Origin of the sequence: Stenotrophomonas maltophilia (assembly GCF_003970865.1) — a bacterium.
Taxonomy (GTDB): Bacteria; Pseudomonadota; Gammaproteobacteria; order Xanthomonadales; family Xanthomonadaceae; genus Stenotrophomonas; species Stenotrophomonas maltophilia_AR.
This window is the reverse complement of sequence record NZ_RXLZ01000029.1, coordinates 1-13,278: the sequence shown is the minus strand read 5'-3', so window position 1 is coordinate 13,278 and position 13,278 is coordinate 1. Positions and strand designations below refer to the sequence as shown.

Below are 13,278 nucleotides of genomic sequence, written 5' to 3'. Positions count from 1 at the left end.
ACGTTTCATGACGACGGCACATCACTCTTGTCGCCGTATTAGGTAAATTGCGTCACTTCACACGTCGTCGACATCCATCGTCGAGACAGCCAGGGGAATGTGTCGTGCGTATTCTGCTTGTTGGGGATGCAGCCAGCCTGCCGGCTGAGCTGACCGAATTCATTGCCGATCTTGGGGAAGACTGGCAGCCGCTGACCGCCACCGATGGCCAGACCGCGATGACTGCGGTGGCCACGCAGGGCGTGGATGCGGTGATCGTCTGCCCGCAGCTGCCGGATCTCAATGCCACCACGCTGCTCGGCCAGATCCGGACCTTGCGCCCGGAAACCATCCGCATTGCGCTGGTGGACGCCCAGCACGGCAACCGACCGCCGCCGGCACGCCTGATCGGCGTGGCCCACCGCTTCCTGCCGCTGCCATTGGCGCCGGAAGTGCTGCTGGAAGCGCTGACCAGCCTGGAAGAGCTGCGCGAAGTACTGGACAGCCCGCGCCTGCGCGATGCCATCGGCCGTATCGAGAAGCTGCCCTCGCCGCCGCACCTGTACCTGAGCCTGACCCAGGCACTGGAACATGACGACGACGCCGACAGCGCCGACGTTGCCAAGCTGGTGGCCGCTGATCCGGCGATCGCGGCCAAGGTGCTGCAGTTGTCGAACTCGGCGTTCTTCAGCCAGGGCCGCACCATCGCCGACCTGCGCACCGCCGTGACCCGCCTCGGCCTGTCGACGTTGCGCGATCTGGTACTGGCCAGCGAGGTGTTCTCGGCACCGACGCTGTCCACGGCCGAGCGCAATTCACTACAGCAGCGCGCCCTGCTTGCCTCGCGCCTGGCGGCACGCCTGCTGCCCGAATCCAGTGCCGAACTGGGCGCGACCGCCGCCCTGCTGGCCGACATCGGCCTGCTGCTGCCGGGCGTACGCAACGAGCGCAGCGAACCGTCGCTGGCCGGTGACACCCGCCCGGGCCATGCCGAAGCCGGGGCCTACCTGCTTGGCCTGTGGGGCCTGCCGATGCCGATCATCGAAGCGGTTGCCTTCCACCTGCAGCCGCAGCGTGCCAATACGCGCAGCTTCTGGGTGACCGGCGCGGTGCACGTGGCACTGGCACTGGTCAATGGCGATCCGGTGGACGAGGACTACCTGCAACGCGCGGGTGTACTCAACAGGCTGCCGCAGTGGCGCGAGCATGCCAATGCGCTGATGGGACTGGTACCCAGCGAGATCTGAGCTGTCAACGCAGGAAGAACCTCGAAGGCGCGCCCAAGGGCGCGCCTTTTTTTGCATCAGCGCGCGCCGCAGGCATCCTGCACGCAGTGGCGATACTGCAGATCACACAGGACCTTCGACTTGCCTGCAGCCAGACATTCCTGACGCAGCTCCTCGCAGTACAGCCCGCCCCCACAGACGCCACCGGTCTGGGCAAATACCGCACCCACCAATGTTGCATAGATCAGTGCAGCAGCAGACAGTTTGTGCAACAGCGTGCTCTTCATCGCTCTCTCCATGTGCAAGTGTCCGCAAGTGGACCCAGCAACTGTGTTGATTGCGACACGACAGGAACGTGACTCCGCTCACCTTCCAAGATATTTCGGAATTCCCCTACAAAAAAAGAGGGCGGACCTTGTGGTCCGCCCTCCCGGTACTGCTATCGCACTTCGAACTATCAGAAGCGCTGGGTGTACTTCATGTACAGGAAGCGACCCACGTCGAAGCCACCGTAGTAGGCGAAGCTCGAGTTCGGCTGGGTGAACATGATCGGACCCTTGTGGTCGAACACGTTGTTGGCACCCAGGGCGATCGTGGCATCCCACGGCGCCTTCCAGCTGACCTGCAGGTCGTGGAAGGTGTTCGAGCCCGTCTTGCGCAGCGGGGACTTCTCGCCGTTCTGATAACGGTCGGCGACGTCGCAGGGACGGTTGGCCACGCAGGCTTCGTTCATGCCCGAGTAGTAACGCGCCATGTAGGACACACCGAAGTCACCCTTCGACCAGGTAACACCCACGTTCGAGCGCAGACGGAACAGGCCGGCTTCGCCGACACGGCCGATGGTGATGCTGTTGCCATCAGCATTCTGGCCCTGCTCGTCGTACTTGGACAGGTAGCTGGTCTGCCAATCGATGTTGAACTGACCGATCGCCAGTTCCGGCAGGCGGTACTTGATACCCAGATCGTAGCCCTGGGTCTCCATCTGGCCCAGGTTGGCCAGACCGTAGGTCATCGCGGAGATGTGGCCATCGCCAGCACGCGTGTGACCGGCGCAACGGGCCGAATCACCCAGCACGTAGCAGTCGCGCAGGATACGATCGACGCTGTCAGCGATGATCATGTCGCTGATTTCGTACTTGTACCAGTCCAGCGAGATATCCAGGCCCTGCACCCAGCGCGGGCTCCACACCACACCCACGGTGGTGCTCTTGGAGGTTTCCGGCTTCAGCGCGGAGTTGGAACCGGAAATGAACTGGTCCGGGGTAGCGCACGGGGTCGAAGTGCAGGGAACAAGGCCCTGGCCCAGCTGCGTGTAACCCACCGGCACGCCACGCGAGGAGCAGGCACCGTTGCCATTGACCGAGCCCGGAGCGGTGACGCCGCAAGGATCGGTGTAGGACTCGAAGCTGCTGCTCAGGCCACCGTACAGATCGTCGATGGTCGGGGCACGGAAGCCTTCAGCCCAGGTGCCACGGACCAGCAGCTCGTCCAGCGGACGCCAGGTGAAGCCGAACTTGGAGTTCAGGGTGTTGCCGAAGTTGCTGTAATCCGAGTAACGGGTCGCAGCATTCAGGGTCAGCTCCTTGGCGAACGGCATGTCGGCGAGGACCGGCACGTTCAGCTCCAGATAGACTTCATCCAGCGAGTAGTCACCCTGGGTGGTCTGCTTGCCCAGACCCGTGGACTCACCCGACTGTGCGAAGGCGTCCGGCGAGAAGCGGCCTTCTTCCTTGCGGTGCTCCACGCCCACGGCGAAGCCCAGATCACCGGCCGGCAGGGTCACGATCGAACCAGACAGGTTGGCGGTGAAGCTGGTGGTCTTGGTCAGACCGGTATCGGTGAAGTACGGGAACAGGAAGGCCTGGGCAGCCGGGTCGGACAGCGAGCCATTGCCTGCAACGCCGTACGGCAGCAGCGGGTTCCACGGACGGCAGTTGCTGGTGGCCAGCGGGTCAGCCATGCTGGTGCCGCAACGGGCCACGCCGTCCGCACCAACGAACGAAGCACCCAGCGCCTTGCGCGAGGCGATCAGGCTCATGTCGCCGTGACCGGTCTTGGTCGATTCGTTGCGGTTCCACAGCGCACCGACGTCCCAGTCGAAGGTCCTGCCAGCGAACTCGAAGAAGCCACTGACGCTCGGCGCGAAGCGCAGGGTCTTCAGCTTGCTTTCGGTGGTACGCGGCATTTCCCACAGACGGCGGCGGAAGGTCAGGTCCTGATCGGTCGGGTTGAACGCGCTGTCCTTCGACAGCGGGGTATCGAACGAGGCCGACTGGTACGGGTAACCGGCGATCTGCTGGTTGGTGGTGCGCTCGTTGTAGATCACGTCCGCATTGAACGCGATCGAGTCGGTGAAGTCGTAGTTGCCGTTGACGTACAGCGACTTACGCTCGATGCCGGTCTGCACCATCATCTGCTCGTTGGCATTGACGGCGTCAGCACTGGTTTCCAGACGGTAGTCGCCACGCTTGGTCGGGTCGCCACCATCACGCAGGGTGTACCAGCGCTGGTCGTTCGGACCGATGTAGCCGGGCTCACCCTTCTTCAGGTCGGGGGTCACGCACGGGTCGCAGAAGCCACCCTTCTGGTTGATCGGGCTGGCACCCGAACCCGGGTAGTTCGGGCCGGCATTGCCGTCACGGCTGAACCAGCGGTCCTTGGCCCACACCGGATCCTGCTTGGAGTACTCGGCGGCCAGCGTCACGCCACCACGCTCACCTTCGCTGCCGAGGGTGAACGAGTAGGTGGTGGTGTCGCCGTCGCCCTTGCCGTACTGACCGACATAGACACTGGCTTCAGCACCGTCAAAGCGCTTGCGGGTGATCACGTTGACCACGGCGGCGATCGCGTCCGAACCGTAGATGGCGGAGGCGCCATCCTTCAGGATTTCGATGCGCTCGATGGCCGACATCGGGATCTGACTCAGATCCTGGTAACCCGACGTGGTAGCGCCCAGGCGCTTACCATTCATCAGCACCAGGGTGCGCTGGGCGCCCAGGTTGCGGATGTCGACGTAGTAGCCGCCGACGTTTTCGCCGGAAGCCAGCGATTCCGAGCGTGAGATGGCCGGGGAACCGGCCGAGGTCAGGTTCTGCAGGACGTCAGCAACCGAGGTGTAGCCCTGCTTCTCCAGGTTCTCACGGCTGAGGGTAACGACCGGCTGCTGGGTTTCGACTGCAGCGCCGCGGATGCGCGAGCCGGTGACCGAAATGCGGTCCAGGTCGGTGGTGCCCTTTGCTTCCTGAGCCGAAGCAAAGGCCGGCGCCAGCGCCAGCGCGATGCCGGCCGGCAGCAAGCCGAACCGCACTGCGGGATTACGAACGTTCATCTATCTCTCCAAGGTACGTGTTAGCAGCGTGTTAAAACACCCCAGCACGTTACGATTGCGTTGCAGCGCTGTATTTGCGCGAACCAACCGGAGACTTTGCAGATTGTGGCGGCAGCAAGCCGCCGTTCTCCCTGAAGCGCGATGCTGACTGGCCGTAGCGGGCGCGGAACGCACGCGCGAAGCTGCAGCAGTTGTCGAAACCACTGGCCGCGGCGACCTCGCCGACCATCATGTCGGTGTCACGCAGCAGGTCGGCAGCGCGCTCAAGGCGCAGGCGCGCCGAAAGGGACTGCGGACTTTCCTCGTAGAGGCTCTGGAAGGTCTTGGAGAGATACCAGCTGGAGAAGTTGGTCAGTTCGGCCAGTTCACCGATGCGCACCACGCGGTGGCTGTTGCCTTCCAGGTACAGGCGGGCGCGCTGCATGCGGCCGAACACCTGGCGCTTGCGGCTGCGCGAGCGCCCCGGGCAACGCTGCACGTTATCGGCCAGCCCACGCTGCAGGCCCGCCAGGTGCAGCAGCAGCGGGCGCAGTGCCTGTGCCGGCTGGCCACTGGCCAGCGCATCGCGCCACAGGCGCAGCGCAACGCGGGCATCGCCACGGTTCATGCGGCCACGCCCGGCGTACAGACCGCAGTCGGCCATCTCGGCCAGCACACGCAGCGCTTCGACCGTCAGGTTCAGGCCAACGCACAGGCCGTTGCGACCAGCCTGGACCAGCGGCCGCGACTCCTTCTCGAAGGCGATCCACTCGCCCTGGCGCAAGCGGAAGCGTCCTTCCTTGGCTTCCACCCAGGAGCTGCCGCGCACCTGTATCCACACAGTGAAGCTGCTGCCTGCGGTCTGCAGGCCGCCGAGCCGGGCCACGCCCAGGCAGGTCGGCGCGGCATCGTCGAGCGACCGGTCCAGAGAAACGGTTTGGCCGCGATCGGCCAGCGAGAGTTGACGCATGGGGGCACCACGGATTTGCCTAGTACAGGCCTCCGTTTTGCCAAATCAGGCGGCACGACGTCAGGAAAGTCAGACGAGATCGCCACGAATTCGCGGCGAGGTCGCCACGAAGAAATTACGAAGGCCCATTTCCGTTGAACAACAACAACTTGGAGAACGCCGGAAGCAGCGTCGGCGAGCGCTCGGGCAAACGCATCACGCCGATGTCGGCACCGTCGCTGACCGCCATTGCCACGAACAGGGTGCGCCCATCGGCGCCGGCACTCAGCCCGTTGCCGGCACTGAGGCGTTCCGCATCCAGGCAGCGTTCCGGTTCCTCGCGCCCGGCCTGGATCAGCACCAGTGTCGTGCCACAACGGGTGGACGTACCGAGGTAGCCAATCGCGCTGTTGCCGGCCACGGTCCAGGCCCGGTACCGCCACCGGCTGGGCTGGTCATCGCTGATCTGCTGCACGCTGCCCGGCGCCAGCGCCGCATCCACCGACCACAGGCCTCCGGCCGCCAGGCGGGTGAACAGCACGCGTCCGCTGCTGCGATCGAACCGCGCCTGCGAAACACCGTCGATGCTGGCCAGGCGGCGCCAGGGCTGCACGCTTCGATCAAACAGGCTCAATCGGGTCTGTTGCTGGTCATCGCGCTCGACCACCAGCAGCTGGTCCGGGTTTGCCCCGTACAGGGCCTGCAGCGGCTGCTCCGACGGAACAGGCAACGGCTGGACGCGTTCGTCACGTGGGGCGATCTCATAGACCACCGTGCGCCCGTGCTCGTCGCGCCCCACCACCAGCAACCGCCGGCTGTCGGCCGACCAGTCCGGTGCCTGGCGTGCCTCGGGTCGCAATCCTTCGATAGGCCGCAGCGAATCGGGGCGCTCCATGTCCGCCCACCACAGCGCGAAGCTGCCTGAACGATCGGACGTGAATACCAGTTGTCGTCCATCCGGCGCCGCCATCGGCTGCCCATCCCGGCCACTGGACGCAAACAGGCGCTGGGGCGGCGAGCCGCCTTCCATCGGCACCTTGAAGATGCCGAACTGCGCGCGGCGGTGGACGAAGGCCAGCATGCCCGCGCGGCGCGCGGTGGCCGGCCACTGCGCGTCGTCGAGCCCGGCATCGCGCAGCGTGCGGCTCTCTACGTCCAGGTAGTACAGGCGCACTTCACTGTCGACACGGCGCCCAAACACGATCGTCCGGCCATCACGCAACCAGGCCCAGCCACGCAGTTCAGCGGCCTCGTTGGTCAGCTGCTCGGGCGTGCCACCCGCGGCCGGCATGCGCCACAGGTCGCCCAGCTGCGGATTGCGCACGAATACCAGCCACTGGCCATCAGGCGAGTAGCGCGGCGCATAGTCGAAGTCATCCTCGGCGACGCCGTAGTCCAGCGCCTCCCATTGGCCACTGGCCAGATCAAGCTTGCGGATGCCGCGATGGGCATAGCGCCCCACCATGCTGCCGAACACCAGGCCACGGCCGTCCGGCGTCCAGTCGAAACTGAGCAGCTCGGTGCCATCGCACCGCGTGGCCTGGCGCAGGGCACCGCCGGTCGCGCTGGCAATCAGCACCTGGCAGCCGCCGTTGCTGCTGAACCGCGCGAAGGCGATCTCGCGTCCATCCGGCGACCAGCTCGGGAAGCGGTCAACCGAGCCGGCCGGCGGAGCGAGCAGCTGTCGCGCCGGCGCGTTGCCGGAGGTCTGCACCTTGATCGCCCCACCCCCCTGCCCGTCTTCGTTGGCGCCCTCATAGGCCACCAGCGAACCATCGGGTGAAAGCGTGGGATAGGTTTCAAAGCCGCTGGTCGCGGTGATCAACCGATAGGGACGCTGCGGGCTGCCGATCACGCGCGTGCCATTCTCCACGGCCGCGTCCACCGCGGAACTGCTCGCCGGTGCACGCCGCAGCAGCAGCGCAGTCAGCACCACCACCGTGGCCAGCATCAGCACGCCCAACACCAGCAGCACGCGCCGCCGGAGGTGGCGCCAGCGGCGACGCGACGCCTGCACGCGTGCCGGCATCACCTCGGCGATGGCCATCGCCGGTTGCATGTCCACGATTTCGTCATCGGCTCCCGCGGACGGCGCCGGCTCGACATCGTCCAGCACCTGCACCGGCACCAGCAGGCGATAGCCGGTCTTGGCGATGGTCTCGATATAGGCCTGGCCGTTGTCGTCGTCGTTGCTGAACGCCTTGCGCAGCTGGGTGACGGCCTGGGTCAGCACATCATTGGTCGGCAGCGTGTCCGGCCAGACTTCCGCGAACAGTTCGTCGCGGGTGACAACACGCCCCGGCTGGCGCAGCAGTACACGCAGCACGCCCAGCGCCTTCGGCGTCAGCCGACGCGGGCGACGCGCACCGACGACCTCGACTTCTCGCGAGGACAGAGTGACGGTGCACTCTCCTATCCGGATCCGATCGAATCCGGGGGGCTGGTTTTCACTGCTGTTCATTTTCCGCTACACAGTAGAGACAGATCCGGGGCAGCGTTTGCCTTCGATACCTCCCGTCCTGGGAACAGCAAAAAGCCAGACTCCGCACAAAGCATCGGCGCATACCGCAAAAACAATGAAGCGGGCGAATACTAGCCTATGCGGGTTACCTCGCCTATCGCGTGGTCGACATCCAGGCTCTCTCTCGCCGACGCATTCACATAATTTGCTGCACCATTCGCGCCCTGCGGGGCGCGAAATTTTTATCTGGCGTTCATTTTCACATGCGCCGCAGCATGGTCAACCCGACCAGTCGCGAAACCACCAAAGCCACGTACATCACGCCTGAAAACTGCTCCAGCATGACCAAGGCGCGCGCCTGTGGATGCAGTGGCACAACGTCGCTCAAGCCAACACCCGAGAGCAAACTGAAGCTCAGATAAAGCAGTTCCATCCAGGTGCGCTGCGCGCCACCCCCGGTGCCCTGGAAACTGCCCGGATACCATTGCTGGCAGACGGCGAAAGCAAACGCGAAGGCCCAGGCCAGCAACGTGAATGTCGCACCTGCCGCGAACAGTTCATCGCGGGTGACTTTGTGATCCTGGAGCATGTAGGCGATGAGCGCACCGGCCGTATAGAAGTACAGCAGGCTTTCCAGCAGCTGCGCGGTGGTCAGCAGCGCACTGCGATCCAGCAGTGCACCGGCCAGCGAGAACACCACCGAAGGAATGGCCAGCAGCAGCGCCAGCCAGGTGCCCAGCGGGCTGCGCTGGACCACCCACAGCGCCAGGCCGAGTACCGCAATGCCGAACATGCCCAGCGCCGCTCGGCCACCGGCGGTGTCATCAAGTGCGGGATACAGCAGCACCGCGATCAACTGTGCACCCAGCAGCCAGGCAGAAGGATGACGGCGGGCAATGGCCAGCCAGCGGGTAGTGATGGCAACGGGCATGGCGTCCTTTCCCCAGGGTGATGGGCGGAGGATAGCCGGGAGCGGCGTGATGAGCGGTAGTGCCGGCCGCTGGCCGGCACTACCGCCTGCGCATCACCCCTGGTGGTAGACCTCGGCACCCGCGGCGCGGAACTCTTCCGACTTCTCCTTCATGCCGGCCTCGGCGTAGTCGCGCACGTCCTGGGTGATCTTCATCGAACAGAAGTGCGGGCCGCACATCGAGCAGAAGTGTGCCAGCTTGTGCGCATCCTTCGGCAGCGTCTCGTCATGGAATTCCTTGGCCTTCTCCGGATCCAGGCCGAGGTGGAACTGGTCTTCCCAGCGAAACTCGAAGCGCGCCTTGCTCAACGCGTTGTCGCGCACCTGTGCGCCCGGATGGCCCTTGGCCAGGTCGGCTGCATGCGCGGCGATGCGATAGGCCATGATGCCGTCGCGCACGTCCTGGCGGTTGGGCAGGCCGAGGTGCTCCTTCGGCGTCACGTAGCAGAGCATGGCGGTACCAAACCAGCCGATCATTGCCGCACCGATCGCGCTGGTGATGTGGTCGTAGCCCGGCGCGATGTCGGTGGTCAGCGGGCCCAACGTATAGAACGGCGCTTCACCGCACTCGCGCAGCTGCTTGTCCATGTTCTCCTTGATCAGCTGCATCGGCACATGGCCGGGACCTTCGATCATGGTCTGCACATCGTGCTTCCAGGCGATCTTCGTCAGTTCGCCCAGCGTCTCCAGCTCACCGAACTGCGCGGCATCGTTGGCATCGGCGATGCAGCCCGGGCGCAGGCCGTCACCCAGCGAGAAGGTCACGTCGTAGGCCTTCATGATCTCGCAGATGTCTTCGAAATGCGTGTAGAGGAAATTCTCCTTGTGGTGCGCCAGGCACCACTTGGCCATGATCGAGCCACCACGGCTGACGATGCCGGTAACACGCTTGGCAGTGAGCGGCACATAGCGCAGCAGCACCCCGGCGTGGATGGTGAAGTAGTCCACGCCCTGCTCGGCCTGTTCGATCAGCGTGTCGCGGAAGATCTCCCAGGTGAGCGCCTCGGCACGGCCGTCGACCTTTTCCAGCGCCTGGTAGATCGGCACGGTACCGATCGCCACCGGCGAGTTGCGGATGATCCACTCGCGGGTTTCGTGGATGTGCTTGCCGGTGGACAGGTCCATCACCGTGTCACCGCCCCAGCGGATCGCCCACACCAGCTTCTCCACTTCCTCGGCAATGCCCGAAGAGACGGCGCTGTTGCCGATGTTGGCGTTGATCTTGGTCAGGAAGTTGCGGCCGATGATCATCGGCTCGCTTTCCGGGTGGTTGATGTTGTTGGGCAGCACCGCACGGCCACGGGCGATTTCGTCGCGCACGAACTCCGGGGTGATGATGTTCTGGATCGACGCGCCGAACGCCTCGCCCGGGTGCTGCTGCAGCAGGCCGGCATCGCGGATCGCGTCCAGCCGCTGGTTTTCGCGGATGGCGACGAATTCCATTTCCGGCGTGATGATGCCGCGGCGCGCGTAGTGCATCTGGGTGACGTTGGCACCTGCACGCGCACGGCGTGGCAGGCTGCGCGCGGGGAAGCGCACCGCATCGAGCTTCGGGTCATGCTCGCGATCGCGGCCGAACGAAGAACTCAGTCCTTCGAGCTGCTCGGTATCACCGCGCTCTTCCACCCAGCCGCGACGCAGTGCCGGCAAACCGGCGGATAGATCGATGCGCACCTCAGGATCGGTGTACGGGCCCGACGTGTCGTAAACGGTCACCGGTGCATTCTCTTCACCACCGAACAAGGTCGGCGTGCGGGTCAGCGCGATCTCGCGCATCGGTACCTGCAGATCCGGGCGTGAACCGGGCAGGTGGATCTTGCGCGAGCCGGGAATGGGCCGGGTCACGGATTCGGAGAGTTGCTGGGCCTGTTGCTGCAGGGCGGAGAGCTGTGCGTTCATCGGGCATCGTCCAGGAAGGTCAGGGACGAAGCGGCGGCGCACTGCTGCCGCGCCCGGACGGTCCTTGGGCGGAGTCCGGGCATGGCTGCACTGCAAAGCTTCCCTACGCCGGTATGAGCCGGATCAGGTTCCAAGGGACTGTCTCAACCGTGGCCACATGGCCGCGGTACCCCCGCTTCTTGGTGTGCATTAGAGCATAGAACGCACTGCAGCTCCTGGCTGTTCCAGCCACGCACGACGTGGATCCGCTGTTTCTGTATTAACAGAACCGTGACATCGCATTCAGTAACGTGCACGCGCATCGTGCCGCTGCGGCCGATTTTTTCTCGCCGCCTTCGCGGCCCCTGCCCGGTCTGTGCTGCATGTCGCCGGCCCCTCGCAGCAAGCTCTGCTCGCTCCCCTCAATCCCTTGATCGGAGAAGCCCCTTCATGGTGTTTCGCGTTTCCATTGCACTGGTTCTGCTGCTGGTGCTGCTCGCCGGTGTTGCACCCGGCCCCTTCAATACCGTGGTGCAGAGCATCCTCGGCGAACTCATCCGCGGCATCGGCTGGCTGTACCTGCTGGTCGTGTTCCTGGCGCTCGTGTTCCTGATGTATCTGGCCTTTGGCCGCTTCGGCAACCTGCGCATCGGTGGCGAAGACGCCGAACCGGAGTTCTCGCGGGCCAGCTGGATGTCGATGCTGTTCGCCGCCGGCATGGGTATCGGCCTGGTGTTCTGGGGCGCTGCCGAGCCCATTTCGCATTTCAGCAAACCACCGGAAGGGCTGGCACCTGAAAGCATGGACGCTGCGCGTGCTGCCATGCGCTACGTGTTCTTCCATTGGGGCCTGCACCCCTGGGCCATCTATGCGCTGATCGGTCTGGCCATGGCCTGGTTCCAGTTCAACCGCAATGGCCGTGGCTTGGTCAGCGACATGCTGCAGCCGATCATCGGCCGCCACCATCGTGGCTGGATCGGGCGCGTGGTCAATATTGCCGCAGTCGTTGCGACGGCAATCGGTGTTGCCACCACGCTGGGCTTCGGCACCATCCAGATTGCCGCTGGCATGGAGCGCGTGTTCGGCCTGCACGCAGGCCCTCCGCTGCAGCTGGTAATCATTGCGGTGGCGTTCGTGCTGTACATGGCCTCCACGCTCAGCGGCGTCGACCGCGGCGTCAAATGGCTGTCCAATTTCAATCTGGCGTTGGCCGCCGTGCTGTTGCTGCTGGTCCTCGTGCTTGGCCCGACCGGCGCGATCTTCAACACGTTCACCACCACGCTGGGTTCCTACCTCAACCAGCTGGTGACCATGAGCCTGCGCATGTCGCCGTTCTCGTCCAGCACGTGGGTGGCCGACTGGACGATCTTCTACTGGGCCTGGTGGATCTCCTGGGCACCGTTCGTGGGTTCGTTCATCGCGCGCATCTCGCGTGGCCGCAGCGTGCGCGAGTTCGTGATCGGCGTGGTATTGGCGCCGACGCTGCTGGGCTTCTTCTGGTTCTCGGTATTCGGCGGCACCGCGATCTGGATGCAGATCTTCGGCCAGGCCGACCTGCTGCAGGCGCTGGGCAATGGCTATGAGACGGTGCTGTTCACGATGTTCGACAGCATGCCGCTGCCGTTGCTGCTGTCGTGCATCGCACTGGTGCTGCTGATGATCTTCTTCGTAACCTCGGCCGACTCGGCGGTGCTGGTGCTGGCCAGCATGTCCACCGATGAGGCCGGCGATCCGCCACCCAAACGCAAGCTGGCCTGGGGCGTGGGCGTGGCGCTGATTGCCGGTGCGCTGCTGCTGGCCGGCGGATTGGATGCGCTGCAGGGCATGATCACGATTGCGGCGTTGCCGTTTGCGCTGCTGATGGTGCTGGTGATGGTCTCGCTGTACCGGGTGCTGGACCAGGAGTACACCCGCGAGCGGCGGCAGGCGCAGCGCCAGCGGCACATGATCGATGCCTGGATCGCACGCGAGATGGCCGCGCAGGAGGAGACCCAGGCGGAGGCCGCACGCGCGCACGATCAGGATTGAGGGTTGTTTTGCAGCCTGCGGCTGCACTGCTTTCTTCAAGCAACGGCAACAACAACTTCAAAAGCGGCTCTGGATTTCTGCTGGTTTGGCGGGGCGGTGTGGGCTGGCAGGACACGCCGCCCCCCCCCGACAGTTTCCGTGTGACGGTGGGTTTTCCACGCTATGCGTGGATGAGGTGTATCGGAAAACAAGAAGGGGTCGGATCCGTTTTCCTTCGGAAAACGGATCCGACCCCAACCCACAGCGCGCGGCTGTTGCTGTTGCTGTTGTCTTTGCTTTTGATCTTCTTCTTTCTCTTCCTGCGGTGGCGGCCGCAGGAAACTGTCAGGGCTGTCCCTTTTACACATCTCCGGGCCCACGAGACGGACTCCTTACCCTTTGGCCGTTGCTGCCTTGAAAAAACAAAACATGCAAAGAAGTGCGTGTGTACGCGACGATTCACGACACATCTATAGACAAGATAAAGGCGAAAGAAAAATA

General features: G+C 64.4%; 8 protein-coding genes and 1 riboswitch. Of the genes, 2 read left to right on the top strand and 6 right to left on the bottom strand.

What is annotated here, in order from left to right; translation table 11 throughout:
• Window positions 1-104: 104 nt before the first annotated feature.
• Window positions 105-1,226, top strand: a complete 1,122-nt coding sequence (locus tag EKL94_RS11265; protein ID WP_126929174.1) for an HDOD domain-containing protein — start codon at window positions 105-107, stop codon at window positions 1,224-1,226.
• A gap of 56 nt (window positions 1,227-1,282) precedes the next feature.
• Here the strand turns inward: EKL94_RS11265 and EKL94_RS11260 are convergent, their stop codons facing one another.
• The 6 genes from EKL94_RS11260 to thiC all read right to left on the bottom strand — a co-directional run bounded on the left by EKL94_RS11260 (window position 1,283) and on the right by thiC (window position 10,791).
• The gene (locus EKL94_RS11260) at window positions 1,283-1,492 is read right to left on the bottom strand and encodes a hypothetical protein (RefSeq protein WP_010483987.1); all 210 of its coding nucleotides are present in this window, start codon (window positions 1,490-1,492) and stop codon (window positions 1,283-1,285) included.
• 170 nt (window positions 1,493-1,662) lie between these two features.
• On the bottom strand, window positions 1,663-4,533 hold the full coding sequence (locus EKL94_RS11255) for a TonB-dependent receptor plug domain-containing protein (RefSeq protein ID WP_126929173.1): 2,871 nt from the start codon (window positions 4,531-4,533) through the stop codon (window positions 1,663-1,665).
• A 49-nt stretch (window positions 4,534-4,582) separates the two neighbouring features.
• A complete protein-coding gene (locus EKL94_RS11250) occupies window positions 4,583-5,482 on the bottom strand; it encodes a helix-turn-helix transcriptional regulator (RefSeq protein WP_126929172.1) in 900 nt (299 codons plus the stop codon).
• A gap of 115 nt (window positions 5,483-5,597) precedes the next feature.
• A complete protein-coding gene (locus tag EKL94_RS11245) occupies window positions 5,598-7,922 on the bottom strand; it encodes a winged helix-turn-helix domain-containing protein (RefSeq protein ID WP_126929171.1) in 2,325 nt (774 codons plus the stop codon).
• A 259-nt stretch (window positions 7,923-8,181) separates the two neighbouring features.
• Complete coding sequence (locus tag EKL94_RS11240) at window positions 8,182-8,853, bottom strand: ion channel (protein WP_126929170.1); 672 nt, start codon at window positions 8,851-8,853, stop codon at window positions 8,182-8,184.
• 93 nt (window positions 8,854-8,946) lie between these two features.
• Complete coding sequence (thiC, locus tag EKL94_RS11235; RefSeq protein ID WP_126929169.1) at window positions 8,947-10,791, bottom strand: phosphomethylpyrimidine synthase ThiC; 1,845 nt, start codon at window positions 10,789-10,791, stop codon at window positions 8,947-8,949.
• An 82-nt stretch (window positions 10,792-10,873) separates the two neighbouring features.
• Window positions 10,874-10,975, bottom strand: a riboswitch (TPP riboswitch).
• A 245-nt stretch (window positions 10,976-11,220) separates the two neighbouring features.
• Between thiC and EKL94_RS11230 the strand changes: the two genes are divergently transcribed.
• Window positions 11,221-12,798 (top strand): BCCT family transporter, encoded by a 1,578-nt coding sequence (locus tag EKL94_RS11230; protein WP_126929168.1) that lies wholly within the window; start codon window positions 11,221-11,223, stop codon window positions 12,796-12,798.
• The last annotated feature ends 480 nt before the right edge of the window (window positions 12,799-13,278 follow it).